Source organism: Arthrobacter gandavensis (assembly GCF_039528575.1).
Classification (GTDB): Bacteria; Actinomycetota; Actinomycetes; order Actinomycetales; family Micrococcaceae; genus Arthrobacter_B; species Arthrobacter_B citreus_B.
Genome location: NZ_BAAALV010000008.1, coordinates 71,600 through 91,644 on the forward strand (window position 1 = coordinate 71,600; position 20,045 = coordinate 91,644).

Sequence of the window (20,045 nt, forward strand, 5' to 3'; positions counted from 1 at the left end):
CATGGGTAAAACTCCGGCACAGCGCGCCGCGAAGCACGGCGACAAGGCACAACTTCCGGCAGGGCAGCAGATCCCCGCCAATACAACAACGCAGCGGACGCCGCAGCAAGCCAAGACCAACGCCAATTTGGTCGTGATTGCCGCAGCGGCCACCGCGCTGTTTATGTTCTGGTACTACCACCTGCTGGTGCTGAACCAGATGACCCAGCTTTCGGGGGGCCTGGCCATGCCGGACTCGCTGATCGGCGGGTACGACATGGAGTACCTGGCGGCCCTGCGCTCGGCATTGGATGCCGATGCGCTGGGCCAGCTCAGCTATGTCCACAAGACGGCAGGTACCCTCTTTCCCCTGATGTTCGGATTCGCCTGGCTGCTGATCATCGGGCTCAATACCCGGCGACGTTCGCTTCGCTGGGTGTTGTGGGCCTTTCCGATCCTCTTTGCCATAGCGGATCTCTGGGAAAACGTCGCCATTGACGGCGTTCTGGGGTCCGCGGAGCTAGCGGCCGGTGACGCTGGCCTGGCCAGCATCCTCACGGTCGCCCGCTGGGTCCTCCTCGGGCTCAGCCTGGTGGCGTCCGTGCTTGCCGTTTTTAGCGCCCGGCCGGGACGGCCACCAGAACCTGTCACCGAGGACAAACACTAGGGCCGGCACAATAACGGTCCGCACGATCAGGGTGTCGAAGAGGACACCGATTGCCACGGTGAGGCCCACCTGGGCGAGCGTGACCAGCGGCAGCACACCCAGGACCACGAAGACTGCAGCCAGCAGGATGCCGGCACTGGTGATCACGCCGCCCGTGGAGCGCAGCGCTGCCAGCATGCCCTTCTTGGTACCCATGATGGCGGCGTTCTCCCGGGCCCGGGTGACCAGGAAGATGTTGTAGTCCACGCCCAGTGCCACCAGGAACAGGAAGCTGTACAGCAGGGTGAGCGTATCCAGGGCCGGGAAGCCGAGGACGTTGACAAACAGCAGCCAGCTAATGCCGCTGGCGGCGAAGAAGGTCAGCAGCACCGAGGCCACCAGCAGAACCGGCGCAACGAGGGACCGCAGCAGGGCCACGAGCACCAGGAACACCAGCAGGATCACCAGGGAGACCACCAGCGTCACGTCGTGCGTATTAGCGTCCAGCTGGTCAACCCGCTCGGCTGCTTCGCCGCCTACCAGGGCTTCGTAGCCCGGGTTCTCCGCGAGGTCCGAACGCAGGTCGCGGATGAAGGTGTTGGCCTCATCGGTTCCTGCTTCGTAGGTTGTGATCAGGTCGATCCGGGTCAGGCCGTCGTGTTCGTCGCTGATGGTGGCGTTGTCCACGCCGTCCACGCTGCCCAGCTCTTCGAGTGCGGCGTCGGCCTCGTCCGAGTTCACAAGCACGATTACCGGGAAGGTCGAGCCGGCTGCGAAGCCCTCTTCGAGGGTCTCAGCGGCGGTAACCGCTTCTGGCTTGTCCGTGAACTGTTCGTTTTCGCTCAGGCCGATCTTGGCGCTGAACAGGCCGCTGGCCATGACCAGGAGGACGATGACGGCGATCCCGGCGATGGTCTTCGGCTTGCGGGCCGTTGCGTCCCCGAGCTTGCCCCAGAACTTGCCCTCGCGCGCCGGGTCTCCGACCTTGGGCACGAACGGCCAGAACAGCTTCCGGCCCAGCAGTACAAGGGCCACCGGCAGCAGGAACAGTGCACTAAGGATGGCGAAGACAATTCCCACCGCAGCAGAGAAGCCCAGCCCGCGGTAGCTCATCGTGTCGGTGAACAGCAGGGTCAGAAGTGCCAGGATGACCGTGCCGCCGGAGGCGATGATTGCTTCGCGGGTGCGGCTCAGGGCCTTGCCCATCGCCGCGTAAACGCTGTCGTGGACGCGCAGTTCTTCCCGGTAACGGGCGATGAGCAGCAGGGCGTAGTTGGTCGCCGCACCGAAGACGAGGACGCTGGTGATGCCGACGGCGGAGGGATCAACCTCGATGCCGACGATGGGGGCCAGCACGTCCACCATGCGCAGCGAGAGCTGCTCGATGGTACCCACGATGGCCAGCGGGACGATCCACAGCCATGGAGAGCGGTAGGTGACGATCAACAGCAGTGCCACTACTGCTGCTGTTACTGCAAGAAGCGTGAAGTTAGCTCCGGCGAAGACGCCGGCCAGGTCGGCGGTGAACGCAGCACCGCCGGTGAGTTCGGCTTTGAGCCCCTGCGGAGCGGCGTCGCTGACTGCCCCGCGCAGTGCCTCGACTTCCTCGCCCACGGCATCGCCGTCGTCGGCGGCTGCCTGCAGCGTGACCGGAATGATCGCGACTACGCCGTTTTCGGAGACCAGCGGGGGAACCTGGGCGGGAGGAGCCTCGACGCCGGCGTCCGTTGCGGCCGCAGTGATTTCGGCAATGCCCGCTATGTCCGTCTCGCTCATTTCGCCGCCGTCTTCGCGGGAAACAACAATCAGCGCGGTGGACTGCTGGGCGTCAGGGAATTCCTTGAGCAGTTCCTGCACCTGGGTGACCTGGTACTTGTCGCTGAGCTGGCCGACCGTCGAGGTCTCGTTCGCAGGGACCGGAATGGCAAAGAGCCCCACGATCACCACCAGGCCGAGGAACAGCGTGACTAGCGCAGCCCTCGCCGATTTAACTATCTTCGCGCTCATGGGGTACTCCAGAGGTGTAGGTGTTGCAGCGGTCAAGTAACTAGAGAACAAAGTATCTCTTATTTAGAGATACTTCAACGTGAAGCTACTATATGGTGGTGGAGATGAACGCGCTGCGTCGTGAAATTGTGGAGGCTGTCCGGGGCATGGGGCTGGACGGCCAGCTCGTCGCGGACGCATTCGCCCATAAGCACGGTCTGAACTCGACGGATATGCGGGCGCTGACGCTGGTCATGGAAGCCGAGGTACGCGGTGTACCGCTGACCGCCGGACGGCTGAGCACGCTGCTGGGAACATCCACGGGCGCAACCACGGCCGTGATTGACCGGCTGGAACAGATCGGCCACATCCACCGGGCCCGGTCCGAGGCAGACCGCCGGAAAGTGACCCTGCACTTTGAACCCCTGGCCCGCGAACTGGCCGGCGCCTACTTCGGTCCGCTTGGGGCTTTGACCACCGAGGTCATGGACCAATACTCGGAAGCTGAGCTTCAGACCGTCCGCAGCTTCCTCATCGGGATGCGGCAGGCGTACACCACCTACCTGCAGCATCTGGAAGATTCAGCGAACAGCCCCGCTCCGGCAGGACCCGCACCCAAGGCATAGCAGCGTGTCCATGCAGGCCGCGAGGCACCTGCAGCCGAAAACAGGTAAGCTGTTTATCGCTGCCGGGCACCGGCGGCGACGCCTCCGTAGCTCAGTAGGATAGAGCGGCCCTCTCCTAAAGGGCAGGTCGTCGGTTCGATTCCGGCCGGGGGCACTTTTTTGTATCCGGCGGCCGCTATTTGACGGCGCCGGCGGTCAGGCCGCCGATGAGCCGCTTCTCGATCACGGCGAACAGAATGATCACAGGAACAATCGCGACGATCGATATCCCGAAGACGTACTGCCAGCTGGTGGAGTACTGCCCAATGAACTTGGTCAGCGCCACCGAGAGCGGCTGGTTCTCCGCCGTCGACATGATCACCAGGCTGGCAGCGAATTCATTCCAGGCGGAGACGAAGGTGAAGATCACCGCAGTGACAATGCCCGGCCAGACCAGCGGCAGGTTCACGGTGAACAGCACGCGCAGCCTCCCGGCGCCGTCAATCTGGGCAGCCTCGTCGATTTCCTTGGGGATGGCCGCGAAGAAACTGTGCATGATCCACAGGGCGAAGGACAGGTTGAAGGCCGCGTTGATGAGGATCATGGCGAGCCAGGTGTCATTCAGGTCCAGCCAGAGCATTTGCCGGAACAGGCCTGCGGTGAGTACTGCGGGCTGCAGCATCTGCGTGACAATCACCAGGAAAAGGAACACCATTCGGCCGGGGAAGCGGAAACGTGCCGTGTAGTACGCCGCCGGCGTCGCCACCAAAAGCACAAGGATCGTGGAACACACCGCAATGATGATCGTGGACATCAGGTTGAACGGCAGCGGTGTTTCCGGGGTATCCCACATGGTGGTGTAGTTCCCGAACTGCAGCCCGTCCTGCGGCAGGTAGGCCGGCGGAACACCCAGGATCTCCGACCGGGTCTTCAGCGATCCGACGGCCATGATCAGGTACGGCGCCAGGAACGCCAGGGCAATCACGGCTCCGATGGCTGAGCGAACTGCCATCCTGCGGCTGCTGGAACCGTCCGACCGCGTCCTTGCGGTGCTTGCGGGCAGCTGCAGCGGTGACTGGGTCTTGACCGGGGCGGGGGCGGTGGCGGCCATCTCAGACCTCCTTCATGGGCTTGACGAGTTTGACGTAGACCGCGACTATCACCAGCACCACCGCGAAGTTGACCACACTGAGGGCGCTGGCAATATCCAGCCGCCGCTCGTACTGGAGCACCTTGAAGATGTAGGTCATCAGGGTGTCTGCGTTATAGCCCGGTATTGAACCCGTCATGATCCGCAGGATTGGCAGGTTGTTGAAGACGTTGATGATGTTGATGAGCACGGAGACGGCCAGGGCACCGCGCAGCTGGGGAAGGATCACGCCGAAGAAGGTGCGGACCGGCCCGGCACCGTCCATTTTGGCGGCTTCAAGCGTGTCCCCGGGGATGGCCTGGAATCCGGCGAGCAGGGTGTAGGTGGTGAAAGGCAGGGAGACGAAAACACCAATCACGATCGCTGCCGCCAGTGCCGAGGCAACGTTCTTGGTGAAGCCGTACGGGGAATCCATGAGGCCGATGTCCACCATGAACTTGTTGATGATGCCGTAGTCCCGGTCAAGTCCGTAATAGAAGACGGTGGTGGTCATGACGACGCTGGCGGCCCAGGGCACAACCACGGCCATCCGCACCAGCGTGCGTCCCGGGAAGGGCTTGTTCAGGAAGTTTGCCAGCGCCAGCGAGAGCAGCACCGTCAGGGTGACCACCACAACCACCCAGATGACCGTGTTCAGCAGGATCCGGGGAAGGTTGGGGTCCGCGAACACCGTCGCGAAGTTCGCCAGGCCAACGCCTTCAACGTTGGTTCCGGCCTGGCTGATCCGCCGGGTGGAGCTGTAGACCATATAACCGGCAGGAAAGATCACCACGCCGAAGATCAAAAGCAGTACCGGCCCGATCCAGGGCAGGGCGGCCAGGATCTCCCTCGCCTTGCGTGGTTTCTGTGTGGTGGCCGTCGTCCGCGGCCGGGTCAGTGTGCTCATCTGCTGGTCCCGTTCTTGGGCTGAGGGGCCGGCTCCCCGTGCAGGAAGCCGGCCCCGGGTGGGGCTGCTTCTAGGAGGCGTCAGCCTTGGACTGGATCTGTCCAAGCACCTCGGCAGCGTCCTGGTCCTCCAGCTGGCCCATCAGCGACTTGAACGCTCCGTCAGTGGCGTTCCATGCCGGGTTGGTGGTCGGGTAGAAATTGGCGCTGGGCAGCATCTCCAGGAACGGCTTGAGCGTCTCGTCCGATCCCATGGCTTCGGAGCCGCTCTTGGTGGTGGGCAGGAACCCTTCGGTCTGGACCCAGTTGACGTACTGGTCTTCGGCGAAGAAGAAGTCCATGAACTTAGTGATGGCTTCAGCCTTGTCACCGTCATTCTTGAAGGCCATCAGGCGGTCCGCCACACCCAGGGTGGAGGGCTCGCCGGTGTTGGTGGGAACGCTGGCCACGCCGTAGTTCAGGTCCGGATTGGCTTCCTCAATCTGCCCGACGGTCTGCGGCAGGGCATAGACCATGCCGATCTGGCCCTGGGCAAAGACATTGAGCATGGGCGTGCGCTGGGTGGCTCCGGGGTCCGGCTGGGTCACGCCGTCGGTGATCATCTTCTTCATGAACTCCGCGGCCTCGATGTTTTCGGGGCTGTCCACCGTAATGGTGGACTCGTCCCCAAAACCTCCGCCGTTTCCGGCGAACCAGATCAGGCTTTCACCCTGGGCTTCTTCGGAGCCAAGCGGCATGCCGTATCCGGGGGTTCCGGTAGCGGAGATCTTCTTGGCGGCATCGTAGAGCTCATCCCAGGTCTCCGGCGGCGCTTCCACTCCGGCCTGGTCGAACAGGTCCTGGTTGTAGAACAGGGCCCGCACCGAGGCGATCAGCGGGAGGCCGTACTGGGTCCCGTCCAGCGCCTCGTTCTCGGCGAAGGATTCCTGGAAGTCGCCGATGGTCGATTCGGAGGCAACTTCCTCCGCGGGGTAGAGCAGGCCTTCTTCGGCGAAAGCAGAGAAAGCACCGCCGTTGTAGATGTCCGGCGCCTCTCCGGCCTGGATCTTCGTCTGCAGGACGGACTCGATGTTCTCCCAGGATTCCACCTGGAGAACGACGTCGATGCCCTCGTTCGCTGCCTCGAAGTCCTCGATGACTCCTTCCCACAGCGCCTTGGTGCCGTCGGAGTACGTGGGAACAAGCATGTTCAGGGTCGTGGCGCCGTCTTCGCCGCCGCCTCCCCCGCCAAAGCCGCAGGAGGAGACCGCCAGGGAGCCCGCAGCTGCCACGGCGATCAGGCCCAGGGGGAGTTTTCGCTTCATTGAGTCCTCTTTCAAGTGATGGAACCGGCAGCGCACCCGGGCCGCCGCTGATCGCGGGACACCTGGTTACCGTCGCGGATGATGCGTTATGACTTTTTCTGCCCACTCACAATCACGATTGAGCAGACGATTTCCACATAGTTTCCTGCTGAATGCGCGGAGTCAAGAGTTTTCTAAAAGATTCACGGGCCTGAAACATTGCCTGTGGCGGGCTGCGGCAATACCGGGCAACCCATTGCAGTCGGTCGAGGAATGTGATTATTTGTGATTGTTGGACCGTAGAACCAATCATTGATCACCATGAAGCATCCATGCGTCCCTGCAGCGGGACGCATTCCCAAAAGGAGCGCACCCCGCATGTCCGAAACTGCACCCGCATCAACGCCTGCCGCCGCACTGCCTGGCCAGTGGATGCGGGAAGAGCTCCGGTCCCAGCCCGGCGTCTGGGAACTCGCGGTTCAGCAGGCGAAAGCTGAAAACCTGCTGCCGGCACCAAACGCCCGGGTAGCCGTGGTGGGCTGCGGCACCTCCTGGTTCATGGCCCAGGCCTACGCGGCAGCACGGGAGTCCTCCGGGCAGGGAGCCACGGATGCCTTTGCCGCATCGGAAGCGGAAGCTGTCCTGCAGCGCGGATATGACGGGGTCATCGCGATAACCCGCTCGGGCACCACCAGCGAAATCATCGACCTGCTGGCCCGGCTGCGCGAAACCGGAACACCGACGGTGCTCATTCTCGGAGCGGAGGGCACTCCCGCTGCCGGTCTTGCGGACGCCGTCGTCGCCCTTCCCTACGCCGATGAGACCTCCGTGGTCCAGACCCGGTTCGCCACCGCCGCGCTGTGCTATCTGCTCACCTCCCTGGGCTGGGACCTCTCCGATGCGGTCGCGGATGCCCGCGAGGTGCTGGATGAATCTATTCCGGATGAGCTGCTGGCGGCCGGGCAGTTCACCTTCCTGGGCCGCGGCTGGACCGTTGGGCTGGCCCACGAAGCGGCGCTGAAGATGCGTGAAGCTGCCCAGGAATGGACCGAGTCATACCCCGCCATGGAATACCGCCACGGACCGATCGCGATTGCGGCCCCCGGACGGGTCACCTGGCTGCTGGGGACTGAGCCCGCCGGCCTGAGCCGGGACGTGCATGCCGCCGGAGCACGCTTCGAGGCCACCGGGCGCCATCCGCTGGCCGAGCTCGTGCGGATTCACCGCCTGTCCCTGGAACGTGCCCTGGCAGCCGGCCTGGACCCGGACAGTCCGCGCAACCTCACCCGTTCCGTCATCCTCGCGGGCTAGTTTCCGCCATGCACAGCGCAGCGCCGCCGGACGGGGAAGGACTCGTCCTTGCCCTCGACGTCGGCGGAACGGACATAAAGGTTGCACTCCAGGATTCCACCGGCGTGTTCCACGGCCTTCGCCGGCTGCCGACGCCGCGGGACCGGCAGGCCCCTGGAGACGTCATAGTTGCCGAGACTGCACGCCTGCTCGGGGAGTACCGGGCACTTGCTTCCGGTGTGCCCATCCGCTCGATCGGGCTGGTTGTGCCCGGCCTGGTCGATGAAACGGCCGGGATCGGCATCCTCTCCGCAAACCTTGGGTGGCGGGACTATCCGTTCTCCGCCGAGGTCCGGAACGCCACCGGGCTTCCCGTGGCCTTCGGGCACGATGTGGGCCTGGCCGGTGAAGCCGAAATGCGGCTTGGGGCCGGGCAGGGGCTGCGCGACGCCGTCGTCATGGTCATCGGTACCGGAATCGCCGGAGCCGTGTTCAGCGACGGACGCCGGGTCCACGGTGGAGGATTCGCGGGCGAGATCGGGCATGCTCCCGTGCCCGGGGGCCTCCCCTGCGCCTGCGGCGCCGTCGGCTGCCTCGAGACCGTTGCCTCGGCCGGTGCCATCGGTCGGCGCTGGGCCAGCCACACGGGTACGGACAATGCCGGCGCACGGGAAGTGCTGGCAGCCGCTGCTGCCGGGGACCCCACGGCGTGCAATATCTGGGACGAGGCCCTTGAAGCACTGGCTACCGTGATCAGCCAAGTAACCGCCGTCTTGGGAAGTGAAGCGGTAATCCTTGGCGGAGGCCTGTCCCAGGCCGGCCCGGCACTGCTGGGCCCGCTCGCCGGGATCGTGAACAGCCGGCTCTCCTTCCACCGCCGTCCACGGCTGCTCCTCTCCGCCCTGGGGCAGGACGCCGGGCTGGCCGGGGCCGGAATGGCCGCCCGTGACCTGCTGGTACCGGCATGAATCCGCTGAGCGGCCGGGTCGCTGGCACCGTACTGACCGTGACTCCCAACCCGGCTCTGGACGAGACTTACCAGGTGCGGAAGGTAACTCCGGGAAGCACCCACCGCGTCCGGCCACCGCTGGCCCGCGCCGGAGGGAAAGGCCTGAACAGCGCACGGGTAATACATCAGCTCGGCTACCCGGCCCTTGCCGTTGCACCACTGGGCGGTCCTGCCGGAGAAGCCTGCCGAACCGAACTCGCCTCCGCCGGCGTCCCCCACCGGCTGGTGGAAGCCTCGGCCCCTACCCGGCGGAGCATGGCATTTGTCGATGAGGAAAACGGACTGACCAGCATCTTCAACGAAATGGGCTTTCCGCTGCGCCCCGAGGAATGGAAGGACCTGTTCCAGGTCCTTGAGCATGAGGTTCCTCAGGCAGCCTGCGTTGTGGGCGCCGGAAGCCTGCCGCCGGAGGCTCCCACCGATTTCTTCGCGAGGCTCGTACGTCTCAGCGACCGGGCCGGCCTGCCCTGCATCATCGACACCTCCGGCGCCGCCCTGCTGGAGGCCGCCGCAGCCGGTGCCTTTGTGCTCAAGCCCAACCGGGAGGAACTGCTGGAAGCGACACAGTGCCCGGATACCGCTGCCGGGGCGGACATGCTGCTGGCCGCAGGCGCCCAAAACGTCCTAGTCAGCAACGGTGCGGAAGGCATGCTGCTTTTCAGTGCCGGGACACCGGGAACCTGCCTGGCCGCAACGCTGGGCCGCTCGCTGCCGGGCAACCCTACCGGGGCGGGAGACGCCGCCGTCGCTGCCCTTGCCGTCCTGCTGGCATCCGGAGAACGCGATCCCGAGCCGCTGCTGCGTGCTGCCACGGCGTGGTCCGCGGCCGCAGTCCTGATGCCGGCAGCTGGAGAGATCTCGCCGCGCTACGCCGAGTTCGCCGGACAAGTGCACATCCGCCACATCACCCGCGGGGAAATCCGCACCCAGGAGGGAACCACATGAGTCTCACCCCCACCCGCACGCTGGTCCAGTCCGCGGCGGAGGCCGGCACCGGAATTGGAGCCTTCAATGTCCTGCATCTGGAGACCGCAGAGGCAATTGTCCAGGGCGCCGAGGAGGCAGGGCTGCCTGTCATCCTGCAGATCTCGGAGAACTGCGCCGCCTACCACGGGGCCCTGGAGCCCCTGGCTCGTGCCTGCCTGGCAATTGCCTCAAGCGCCGCTGTTCCGGTTGCCCTGCATCTTGACCACGCCGAAGACGAGGACCTGGCGTACCGCGCCGTGGACCTGGGCTTCGGGTCAGTCATGTTCGACGGCTCCCGGCTGCCGTACGCCGAAAACGTTGCCGCCACGGCCCGCGTGGTCAAGCACGCCGAGGCTGCGGGGGTTTTCGTCGAAGCGGAGCTCGGCGAGATCGGCGGCAAGGACGGCGCGCACGCTCCGGGGGTGCGCACCGATCCGTTTGAAGCCGTGGATTTTGTCCTGGCCACCGGGGTGGGGGCCCTTGCCGTCGCCGTCGGGTCCTCCCATGCGATGACCGAACGCAGGGCCGCCCTGGACCTGGAACTGGTGGCTGAGCTCCGCCGCTCGCTGGACGTTCCGCTCGTCCTGCACGGCTCCTCCGGCGTGAGCGATGAGATGCTGGTGTCCGCCATTCGGGCCGGGATGACTAAAATCAATGTTTCCACGCATTTGAACACCTTCTTCACCCGTGCCGTCCGCGGGGTCCTGGAAGACAACCCGTCCCTTGTGGATTCACGGAAGTACGTCCACGCCGGCCGGCAGGCGCTGGCCCCCGAGGCGGGGCGGCTGCTGGCACTTTTCTCGCTCCGCGGGGGCCTCCCCGCCGGCGAAGACTAGGAACACATGGAAAAATCAGAGCGGCTCAACGCGATCCTTGACCTGCTGGCCGAACACGGGCATGTGCAGGTGGAGGACATCGTCTCCGGGCTCGGGGTTTCCCCGGCCACGGCCCGGCGCGACCTCGACGCCCTCGCCGCCCAGCGCCTGCTGACCCGAACCCGCGGCGGCGCCACCATGGAAGCAGTCGCCTATGACCTGCCGGCCCGGTACACCCGGGACGACCAGGCCGCACAAAAACAGGCAATCGCCCAGGCTGCGAGCGCCCTGGTACCGCGGGGCGCGGTGATCGGGCTGTGCGGCGGCACCACGAGCACCGCCATCGCGCACGAGCTGGGGATGCGCAGGGACCTCATGGAACCCTCCAGCAAGCCCACGCTCACCGTAGTCACCAACGCCATCAACATCGCTGCCCAGCTGGTTGTCCGGCCCAACATCCGCGTCATGGTGACCGGCGGCGTCGTCAATCCCCGCTCCTACGAACTGGTGGGTCCGTATACCGACACCATCCTGCAGCGGGTAGCGCTGGACTTCGCCTTCGTGGGTGTCAACGGGCTGGATCCGCAGGTGGGTCCCACCATCAACGACGAAGCCGAGGCAGCCGTGAACGCTCTGATGTCCCGGCGCGCATCGGAAACCTACGTGGTGGCCGACTCTTCCAAAATCGGCAGCCGCAGTTTCGCCACGCTCAGCGGATTCGTGTTCAGCAATCTCATCACGGACAGCGGAATCACCGACGAGGCTAAGGCCGCATTCGAGTCCTCCGGCACCCGGGTGATCGTGGCAGCCCCCAGGAAGTAGCCCGCTACTGCGCGGGAGACTGCCCGCTGAGCGCCTCGGGCTCAGCGGCAGCGAACTGGGTGTTGTAGAGCTCGGCGTACCGTCCGCCCTTCGCCAGCAGCTCCGTATGCGTTCCCTGTTCCGCGATCCGCCCGTCCTCGATCACCAGGATCCGGTCGGCGTTGCGGATGGTGGAAAGGCGGTGGGCAATCACGACGGCGGTGCGTCCTTCCAGCGCTTCCGTCAGGGCCGCCTGGACTGCAGCTTCCGACGTCGAATCCAGTGCCGCCGTCGCCTCGTCCAGGACCACGATGCGCGGCTGGGCAAGCAGCAGGCGGGCGATGGTCATTCGCTGGCGTTCGCCGCCGGAGAGGCGGTAGCCACGCTCCCCCACCATTGTTTCCAAGCCGTCCGGCAGCGAGCTGATCAGGTCCTGCAGCCGGGCACGGCGCAGCGCGTCCCAGATTTCCTCCTCCGAGGCTTCCGGGTTGGCCAGCAGCAGGTTTGACCGGATGCTTTCGTGGAACAGGTGCCCGTCCTGGGTCACCATGCCCAGGGCACCGCGCATCCCTTCAAAGCTCACGTCCCGCACATCCGTGCCGGAGAAGCGCACCGCACCGGCGTCGACGTCGTACAGGCGGGAAAGCAGCTGCGCGATCGTCGACTTGCCGGCGCCCGAGCTGCCCACCAGCGCCACGGTCTGGCCCGGTTCGACCCGGAAGGACACTCCGTGCAGCACGTCTTCGCCCCCGCGGCTGTCCAGCACTGCCACGTCCTCGAGGGAAGCCAGGGAGACCTTGTCCGCCGTCGGGTAGGCAAAGGTGACGTCGTCGAACTCCACTCCCAGGGGCCCGTCAGGCACCGGCTTGGGATCTTCCTTCTCCTGGATCAGCGGCTTAAGGTCAAGGATCTCGAAGACCCGCTCGAAGCTGACTACTGCGCTCATGATCTCCACCCGGGCGTTGGCCAGGGAGGTGAGCGGGGCATAGAGCCGGGTCAGCAGCAATGCCAGGGTCACCACGTCGCCGGCGTTGAGGGTACCGGTCATGGCGAACCAGCCGCCGAGTCCGTATACCAGGGCCAGGGCAAGGGCGGACACCAGGGTCAGGGCCGTCACGAAGACGGACTGCATCATGGCGGTCTTGACGCCAATATCGCGTACCCTCGCGGCACGCACGGCGAACTCCGTGGATTCCTGGTCCGGGCGGCCGAACAGCTTGACCAGCGTGGCTCCCGGAGCCGAGAACCGCTCCGTCATCTGGGTGCCCATCGACGCGTTGTGGTTCGCGGCCTCGCGCCTCAGGGCGGCCAGGCGGCTCCCCATCCGGCGCGCGGGCAGGAGGAAGACCGGCAGCAGCAGCATGGCGAGGATGGTTACCTGCCAGGAGGTTGTCAGCATGACGATCAGGGTCAGGATCAGGGCTACGAGGTTGCTCACCACTCCGGAGAGGGTTCCGCTGAAGGCCTGCTGGGCACCAATGACGTCATTGTTGAGCCGGCTGACCAGGGCGCCGGTACGGGTGCGCGTGAAAAACGCTATGGGCATGCGCTGGACGTGGTCGAACACCTTGGTCCGGAGGTCCAGGATTACCTGCTCGCCGATGCGCGAGGAGAACCACCGGGTGGCCAGGGACACCCCTGCGTCCGCGATGGCGACCACCGCGATCAGGACAGCCAGCCACACCACGGTTTCCACGGACGTTCCGCCCACGATCGCGTTGACCACCTCACCGGCCAGGACGGGAGTGGCGACGGCGAGGAAGGCCCCGGCCGTGGAGAGGGCCAGGAACCCAAACAGCTGCCGCCGGTACGGAGACGCGAACGCCAGGATCCGCCGAAGCGTTTCCCTGGAGATCTTGTTGTCGGTGCCCTTGGCCGTGGAGATCTTGTAGAGCGAACTCCAGGCCGCACTTTCCATGCTCATGCTGATTTCTTCTTTCACGTAGCCCGGTATCCAGCTTAGGCGCGGGACCGGCCTTTCCCGAGTTCCATAACCGCTGCACAGGACGCGGAATTCCCGCATTTGGGCAGCCCCGGCTCGACACAAAACCGGTGTGCGTTTCACCACAGGTAACAGGGGCCACACTGGGGTACACTGCAAATCGGTCCGACCTGCACGGACCCCAGAACGAAAGGCCCCTATGCCGACGGCGCCGACTCACGAGGGCCTGTCCACGGACTCCCTCCGCGAGGACCTGCCGGCTCTCGTAGCCGTCAGCGACCCGCAGCTGCGAAGCGAGGTGGAAGAGGCACTGGGATTTGCCGGGCTGCGTCCCGTTCTGCACGGGACCGCCCCGGAATCTCAGCTGCCCGTGCTGGCCGTCGTGGACACCACGGCCCTCCAGCAGGCAGGCACCGACCTGCGCCGCTGGCTCCTGCCCGCTGCAGACGGTTCCGGGCCCCCTGTCATCCTTGTGACTCCCGGTGAACTCCTCGACGTCGAGGACATGGTTCGCCGGGGCATCACCGACTTTGTCCTCAGCCCCGTCTCGGGCAGCGACCTCTCCTACCGGGCGGCCCTGATCCGCGCGGAGACCCTGGCAGTTCGGCGGCGCCGCGAGGTGAATGCCGTCCTCCGCGGAAAAACCCGTGTCATCTCCGCAGCCGTGCGGGCCACCAATGATCCCCACGTCATGTCCGAGGCCGTGGTCTCCGGGCTGGGAGACGCCTTCCGGGCAGACCACGTAGCCCTCACTACGTTCCCGGACGAACGGGTCCCGGAACTCCTGACCTCCTGGAGCCGGCCCGGCTCCAGGTGTGCCATTCCCGCTCCGGATCCGGAACTGGCCGCGGACGTGGCGGAAATGCTCTGGGACTCGGGAAAGATCCTCGCCTCACGCGACCATCAGGATCCGGACCCGGACGTCCATCCAATCCTCCACCCGGCACCCCGGGACGCCGGCCTGCGGACATCCGTAATTGTTCCCCTGGGGCACGGTGACCGCCCGTTTGGCCTCATCTGGCTGGCCGGCGAGAACGCGGCCCGCACCTGGACACCCACCGAGCTCTCCCTGATACAGCACGTCAGCGGGAACCTTGCCCACGGCCTGGTGCAGGGGCACCTCATCACTGCCCAGCGGACGGTCCTTGCCCGGCAGCGCGAACTGGACCGGGAGAAAACCGACTTCGTCGCCACGATCAACCACGAGCTGCGCACTCCGCTGACGTCGATCACCGGTTACCTTGACCTGATCCTGGACGGCTCAGGCGGCGGAATCTCACCCGAAGTCGCCCAGATGCTTGAAATCGTGGGACGCAACGCCACCCGGCTGAACCACCTGATCGGGGACCTGCTCACCATTTCCAGGGCAGACGCGGATGAAACCCGGATGGACGTCGAAGAACTCGTGCTGCGGGACCTGCTGGAGCAGGTCATCGCTTCCCTGACCCCCGCGGCAAGCAGCCGGAACATCGAGCTCACGCTTGACGAGCTGGACCCGGAACTGCGCCTGGACCTGCGCCTTGACGGGGACCGGGAGCAGCTTGAACGGGTTTTTATGAACCTGATTTCCAACGCCGTGAAGTTCACCCCGCCCAGCGGCTCGGTGCGCCTGACTGCCGGGCTGTGCGAGCCCGGAGACGGAACCGCACCCATGATCCGGGTCTGCGTGCAGGACACCGGAATCGGGATCCCGGAGGAGGACCTTCCCAAGCTCTTCAGCCGCTTCTTCCGCGCATCCAACGCCACGGCTGCGGCCATCCCCGGAACGGGCCTGGGCCTGTCCATCGTGCAGGACATCGTCAACCAGCACGGCGGCAGGCTTTCCATCTCCTCAACCATCGGAGAAGGAACCTGCGCTGAGGTAATGCTGCCCGCGAGCTAGCTTCCCGCGGCCGCCGGCGCGGGCACCTGGGCCTGGATCCGCTCCGGGAAGCAGTAGCAGTTCAGGGAGTTACCCCGGCTGAAGCCCACCAGGGTCATGCCGGCATCGCGCGCCAGGTCCACGGAGAGAGCCGACGGCGCAGAGACCGCGGCAAGAACCGGAATCCCTGCCAATTGGGCCTTTTGAACAAGTTCAAAAGATGCCCGTCCGGATACCTGCAGCACCTTGCCGCGCAGCGGCAGCATTCCTGCACGCAGCGCCCAGCCCACCACCTTGTCCACGGCGTTGTGCCGTCCCACGTCTTCACGCAGGCACAGCAGTTCCCCGTCGGCGGTGAACAGTCCGGCCGCGTGGACGCCTCCGGTCTTCTCGAACAGCGCCTGGCTTTCGCGCAGCCGGTCGGGCAAAGCGGCCAGGACCTCAAGCGGCACCCGGACGCCGTCGTCCGCGACGTCGAAATGGGACGATTTCCGCACCGCTTCGATGGACGCCGTGCCGCAGATACCGCAGGAACTGGAGGTGTAGACATGCCGCTCCATGCCGGTATCCGGCAAGGCCGTCCCGGGCCGCAGCTGCACATCGACCACGTTGAAGGTCTGCTGGCCCTCCTCGTCCACGCCGGCGCAGTACCGCATGGAGATCAGCTGGCCGGCTTCCCAGATAACACCCTCAGAGACCAGGAAACCGGCCACCAGGTCAAAGTCGTCGCCGGGAGTACGCATGGTTACGGTGAAGGATTTGCCCTGGAACCGGATCTCCAGCGGCTCCTCTCCGGCGAGCACGTCATCGCGCCGGCTCACCGTGCCGTCCGTGCGGAACCTCGTGACGCGGGCACGCCGTGAAACCCGTCCCATCCCATCGCTCCTCAATAAGTCTTAGACTGGCCTCACTTCAGACTAGGGGATTTCCTACACAAGGACGTGGTGGCTGTGCCAAGCAAGGCTCCGAAAGATGGAATCAACGAATCAGAGCTGCGGGTTGGTGATCCGAAAACGCATGCCGTCGGGCTGCCGGCAGTGATCAACTCGCTGCGCATTTCCTTCGACCAAATGGGCCCGCTGCGCAGTGCCAAAACGCTGCTGAACGTCAACCAGAAGAAGGGTTTCGACTGCCCCGGCTGCGCCTGGCCGGAAGGAGATAAGCGCCACGCGGCGGAGTTCTGCGAAAACGGCGCCAAGGCTGTGGCGGAAGAAGCGACCAAGCGGAAGGTGCCGCCGGAGTTCTTTGCCGAGCACTCCGTCGCCGAGATGCTGGGCAAGGACGACTACTGGCTGGGCCAGCAGGGCCGCCTCACCCACCCCATGGTCCTTGAAGCCGGAGACACCCATTACCGGCCGATCAGCTGGGACGGTGCCTACACGATGATTGTCGAAGAGCTGGCCGCGATGGACAGCCCGGACCAGGCGGTCTTCTACACCTCCGGCCGGACCTCCAACGAAGCCGCTTTCCTCTACCAGCTGATGGTCCGCGGCCTGGGCACCAACAACCTCCCGGACTGCTCCAACATGTGCCACGAGTCCTCCGGATCGGCCCTGACGGAAACCCTCGGCGTCGGCAAGGGCACCGTCAGCCTGGATGATGTGCAGGGTTCGGACCTGATCATCGTGGCCGGACAGAACCCCGGCACCAACCATCCACGCATGCTGACTGCCCTGGAGCGCGCCAAGAAGAACGGTGCCGCCATCGTGGCCGTGAATCCCCTGCCGGAGGCAGGCCTGCTCCGCTTCGACAACCCGCAGACGGCCGGCGGCCTGCTGGGCTCCAAGTTCGGCGGCGGCACCCAGCTGGCAGATGATTTCCTGCAGATCCGGTTGGGCGGGGACCAGGCCCTCTTCCAGGGGCTGGGCAAATACCTGCTGGAACAGGAAGAGGAACACGGGAACGTCTTTGACCACGCTTTCATCAAGGACTACACCGATGGGCTCGATTCCTACCTGGCGGAGATCCGGAATACGTCCTGGGACGAGATCTGCCTTGCCAGCGGGCTGACCCGCGCGCAGATCGAAGCCACCGGTGCCCGGCTGATCGCTTCAAAATCCACCGTGGTGTGCTGGGCCATGGGCCTCACGCAGCACAAGCACTCAGTGGCCATGCTGCGCGACATCGTCAACGTGCTCCTGCTGCAGGGCAACGTCGGACGGCCCGGAGCAGGCGTCTGCCCGGTCCGCGGGCACTCCAACGTCCAGGGCGACCGCACCATGGGCATCTTCGAGCGCATGCCCGAAGCATTCCACGACAAGCTCGACGCCGAGTTCAGCTTTGCCTCGCCGCGGCGCCACGGGTTCGACACAGTCAACGCCATCCGGGCCATGCGGGACTCCAAAGTCCGGGTCTTCATGGCGATGGGCGGCAATTTCATCCGCGCCACCCCGGATTCCGCCGTCACCGAGGACGCCCTGCGCAACACTGAACTCACAGTCCAGGTGTCAACCAAGCTGAACAAGTCCCATCTGGTCCACGGCCGCCGGGCCCTGATCCTTCCCGCGCTGGGCCGGACGGACCGGGACACCCAGGCAAGCGGTGACCAGAGGGTCACGGTGGAAGACTCAATGAGCGCAGTGCATGCCTCGCAGGGACGCCTTGATCCCCCCGGACCCGAAGTCCGGTCAGAGGTGGCGATCGTGTGCGAGCTGGCCGAGCGTCTCTTCGCCGGGGAGAACGCCCCCTTCCGCGCAAATGCCCCGCAGCTGGACTGGATCGCCTGCCGTGCCGACTACTCGCTCATCCGCCGCCGGATCGAGAACGTCATTCCCGGCTTTGAAGGCTTCGAGTCCAAGATCAAGCGCGGGGGCGGTGGATTCGTCCTGCCCAACGGACCCCGTGACGGCCGCAGGTTCGCCACGGCAACCGGCAAGGCCCGCTTCACCGCCAATGAACTGGACTATCCCAGGGTGCCCGAGGGGCGGCTGATCCTGCAGACCCTGCGTGCGCATGACCAGTACAACACCACGGTCTATGCCAAGGACGACCGCTACCGCGGCATCTACGGCGGACGCCGGGTGGTGTTCGTGAATGAAAAGGACCTCGCGGCAGCCGGCTTCAAGGACGGAGACATGGTGGATATGGTCTCCGAATACGAGGACGGCGTTGAACGGCGTGCCGAGTCCTTCCGTGCGGTTGCCTACAACACGCCCGTGGGATGCGCTGCTGCGTACTATCCGGAGGCGAACGTGCTGGTGCCGCTGGACTCCGTAGCCGAAGTCAGCGGCACCCCGACGTCCAAGTCCGTGATTATCCGGCTGGAGGCTGCTGCACCGGCCACGGCAGCGGCAGCGCACTGACGGACTGGTCGGCGGTGCAGCCCTCTTCGGGCAGCACCATGATGGCGTCCGCCTCAGCCAGGCCGCGGAGCATGCCCGAGCGGAAGTACTGGGAAGGAATGGCGCGCCCGTCCTGGATCCGGCACGGGACCAGGCGGGTGCGTCCGGGCAGCGGCGCCACATCGACGCCGGCCAGCACATGGTAGTCCTTTCCGGCCGGCGCACCGCGCAGTCCCTGCAGCAGCGGCTCGAGCACTGTAAAGACAGCCATCATGGCCGCCAGCGGGTTACCGGGCAGCGCCACGACGAACCGGCCGTCCTGCAGCCGCGCCATCAGCGTGGGATGGCCCGGCCGCATGGCGATGCCGTCGATCAGGAGTTCTGCATCCACGGCTTCCAGTGCCCTGCGCAGGTGGTCGGCGTCGGAAATCCCCGTGCCGCCGGTGGTCACCAGGACGTCGCCTGAAGACATGGCCAGTGAATGCTCGTCCACTGCGTCGGTGCTCAGGGCGGCAATCACGTCATCCAGGCGATCCGGCAGACGGCGCACCACATCCACGCGTCCGCCCAGCATCTCCACCAGCTGCGGCAGCTGCGGTCCGAACGTGTCACGGACCTGGCCGGAGTCCGGCAGGCCCGACTCAATGACTTCGTCGCCGGTGAAGAGCATGGAAACGCGCGGAGCCCTCAACACAGGCAGCGTGTCATGGCCGCATACTGCCGCCAAGGCAATGTGTGCCGGGTTCAGGACCGTACCGGCAGCTATCGTGATCTCTCCCGCAGCAGCTTCTTCGCCGGCGGGGCGGATGTGCTCACCGAGCCGCGGTTCGTCTTCCCGGGCGGTGGCCGCACGGCGCAGTACTGCAGGATCTCCCGGGGACAGCTCCCCGTTCTCCGTCCGCAGGATCGCCTCCGCACCCGCCGGAACCAGGCCACCGGTCAGGATGGATACCGCTTCGCCTGACTGCAGCGGACGCCTGCCGGATTCCTTGTGGATCTGCCAGGGTTCCGGTTCCGGTTCGGGCACAACGATCGTCCACGGTTCCGGGCCGGCCACCGCCCACCCGTCCATTGCGGAGGAGGCGTAGTGCGGTACCTGGTGGAGGGCGACGGCGTCGGAGGCGAGGGTGTGCCCCAGCGCCTCGGCGAGGGGAACAGTTTCAAACGGAAGCGGACGGGCAGCCGCGTACGCTGCCTTCCTCGCTTCCTTCCATGAGGTGTTCGGCTGCAAGGGCAGGATCACGGGTGCGGAACCGTTCACTTTGACTCCTTCCGGTCTGCTTCGGCGTCGCATTCACGCTGGGCTGCCCGGATGGCCGCCCGCATGGCCACGGACTCGTCCGCCTGCCCGCTTCCGGCCGCGAGCCCCGCGGCGAATCCCGCAACAAACGTAGTGAGGGGCGCAGCCGGGCGGACCACGTTGTGGGCGGCCGCAGCCGCGAGGTCCAGGACAGCGTCGATGTCCACCTGCGTCCCGTCCAGCTCAAAGGCCTGCAGTAAACGCTGCGTCCACTCCTCGAGTTCCTGCTGCTGGGTTCCCATGCTG

The 20,045-nt window shown here is 65.6% G+C and carries 16 protein-coding genes, 1 tRNA gene and 1 pseudogene; 10 read left to right on the plus strand and 8 right to left on the minus strand.

The features are described from left to right. Position 1 precedes the first annotated feature (1 nt). A complete protein-coding gene (locus ABFX29_RS16040; RefSeq protein WP_152229525.1) occupies positions 2–646 on the plus strand; it encodes a hypothetical protein in 645 nt (214 codons plus the stop codon). Positions 647–664: 18 nt separating this feature from the next. Here the strand turns inward: ABFX29_RS16040 and ABFX29_RS16045 are convergent. Then, positions 665–2,632: pseudogene (locus tag ABFX29_RS16045) on the minus strand (MMPL family transporter); the annotation flags it as partial. Positions 2,633–2,736: 104 nt separating this feature from the next. Here ABFX29_RS16045 and ABFX29_RS16050 point away from each other — a divergent pair. Further along, the gene (locus ABFX29_RS16050) at positions 2,737–3,237 is read left to right on the plus strand and encodes a MarR family winged helix-turn-helix transcriptional regulator (RefSeq protein ID WP_170287823.1); all 501 of its coding nucleotides are present in this window, start codon (positions 2,737–2,739) and stop codon (positions 3,235–3,237) included. An 80-nt stretch (positions 3,238–3,317) separates the two neighbouring features. Further along, positions 3,318–3,391 (plus strand) — tRNA-Arg (locus tag ABFX29_RS16055). Between the two features lie 21 nt (positions 3,392–3,412). Here the strand turns inward: ABFX29_RS16055 and ABFX29_RS16060 are convergent. From ABFX29_RS16060 to ABFX29_RS16070, 3 genes are all read right to left on the minus strand, one after another. Next, positions 3,413–4,327, minus strand: coding sequence for a carbohydrate ABC transporter permease (locus ABFX29_RS16060; protein ID WP_211372437.1), 915 nt, complete (start codon positions 4,325–4,327; stop codon positions 3,413–3,415). Between the two features lies 1 nt (position 4,328). Then, the gene (locus tag ABFX29_RS16065) at positions 4,329–5,252 is read right to left on the minus strand and encodes a carbohydrate ABC transporter permease (RefSeq protein ID WP_152229522.1); all 924 of its coding nucleotides are present in this window, start codon (positions 5,250–5,252) and stop codon (positions 4,329–4,331) included. 70 nt (positions 5,253–5,322) lie between these two features. Next, a complete protein-coding gene (locus tag ABFX29_RS16070) occupies positions 5,323–6,555 on the minus strand; it encodes an extracellular solute-binding protein (protein ID WP_152229521.1) in 1,233 nt (410 codons plus the stop codon). Between the two features lie 357 nt (positions 6,556–6,912). Here ABFX29_RS16070 and ABFX29_RS16075 point away from each other — a divergent pair, with 357 nt between their 5' ends. From ABFX29_RS16075 to ABFX29_RS16095, 5 genes are read left to right on the plus strand one after another with little or no spacing between them, the layout of a single operon-like run. Further along, positions 6,913–7,845, plus strand: a complete 933-nt coding sequence (locus ABFX29_RS16075) for an SIS domain-containing protein (protein ID WP_246167757.1) — start codon at positions 6,913–6,915, stop codon at positions 7,843–7,845. A gap of 8 nt (positions 7,846–7,853) precedes the next feature. Continuing rightward, a complete protein-coding gene (locus ABFX29_RS16080) occupies positions 7,854–8,792 on the plus strand; it encodes an ROK family protein (RefSeq protein ID WP_152229520.1) in 939 nt (312 codons plus the stop codon). Beyond that, positions 8,789–9,778 carry a 1-phosphofructokinase family hexose kinase gene (locus ABFX29_RS16085; RefSeq protein WP_152229519.1) on the plus strand — a complete coding sequence of 330 codons (990 nt, stop codon included), beginning with the start codon at positions 8,789–8,791 and terminating at the stop codon, positions 9,776–9,778. The genes ABFX29_RS16080 and ABFX29_RS16085 overlap by 4 nt, the downstream gene beginning before the upstream one ends. Beyond that, the gene (locus ABFX29_RS16090) at positions 9,775–10,635 is read left to right on the plus strand and encodes a class II fructose-bisphosphate aldolase (RefSeq protein ID WP_152229518.1); all 861 of its coding nucleotides are present in this window, start codon (positions 9,775–9,777) and stop codon (positions 10,633–10,635) included. Before ABFX29_RS16085 ends, ABFX29_RS16090 begins: the two co-directional genes overlap by 4 nt. A gap of 6 nt (positions 10,636–10,641) precedes the next feature. After that, on the plus strand, positions 10,642–11,436 hold the full coding sequence (locus ABFX29_RS16095; RefSeq protein ID WP_152229517.1) for a DeoR/GlpR family DNA-binding transcription regulator: 795 nt from the start codon (positions 10,642–10,644) through the stop codon (positions 11,434–11,436). Positions 11,437–11,440: 4 nt separating this feature from the next. Here ABFX29_RS16095 and ABFX29_RS16100 read toward each other — a convergent pair whose 3' ends face one another. Continuing rightward, a complete protein-coding gene (locus ABFX29_RS16100) occupies positions 11,441–13,339 on the minus strand; it encodes an ABC transporter ATP-binding protein (protein WP_152229516.1) in 1,899 nt (632 codons plus the stop codon). Between the two features lie 217 nt (positions 13,340–13,556). On the opposite strand from ABFX29_RS16100, the gene ABFX29_RS16105 reads away from it, so the two are divergent. Next, positions 13,557–15,239, plus strand: a complete 1,683-nt coding sequence (locus ABFX29_RS16105) for an ATP-binding protein (protein ID WP_152229515.1) — start codon at positions 13,557–13,559, stop codon at positions 15,237–15,239. Here the strand turns inward: ABFX29_RS16105 and fdhD are convergent. Continuing rightward, positions 15,236–16,093: a formate dehydrogenase accessory sulfurtransferase FdhD gene (gene fdhD, locus ABFX29_RS16110; RefSeq protein WP_152229514.1), complete on the minus strand. Its 858-nt coding sequence runs from the start codon at positions 16,091–16,093 to the stop codon at positions 15,236–15,238. The genes ABFX29_RS16105 and fdhD overlap by 4 nt on opposite strands. Positions 16,094–16,168: 75 nt before the next feature. Here fdhD and ABFX29_RS16115 point away from each other — a divergent pair, with 75 nt between their 5' ends. Then, on the plus strand, positions 16,169–18,520 hold the full coding sequence (locus ABFX29_RS16115) for an FdhF/YdeP family oxidoreductase (protein WP_152229513.1): 2,352 nt from the start codon (positions 16,169–16,171) through the stop codon (positions 18,518–18,520). Here ABFX29_RS16115 and ABFX29_RS16120 read toward each other — a convergent pair. Together ABFX29_RS16120 and ABFX29_RS16125 are read right to left on the minus strand one after the other, a co-directional pair. After that, positions 18,471–19,760 carry a molybdopterin molybdotransferase MoeA gene (locus ABFX29_RS16120; protein WP_170287822.1) on the minus strand — a complete coding sequence of 430 codons (1,290 nt, stop codon included), beginning with the start codon at positions 19,758–19,760 and terminating at the stop codon, positions 18,471–18,473. The two genes, ABFX29_RS16115 and ABFX29_RS16120, sit on opposite strands and share 50 nt — an antisense overlap. Next, positions 19,757–20,041 carry a DUF6457 domain-containing protein gene (locus ABFX29_RS16125; RefSeq protein WP_246167755.1) on the minus strand — a complete coding sequence of 95 codons (285 nt, stop codon included), beginning with the start codon at positions 20,039–20,041 and terminating at the stop codon, positions 19,757–19,759. The genes ABFX29_RS16120 and ABFX29_RS16125 overlap by 4 nt, the downstream gene beginning before the upstream one ends. Between the last annotated feature and the right edge of the window lie 4 nt (positions 20,042–20,045).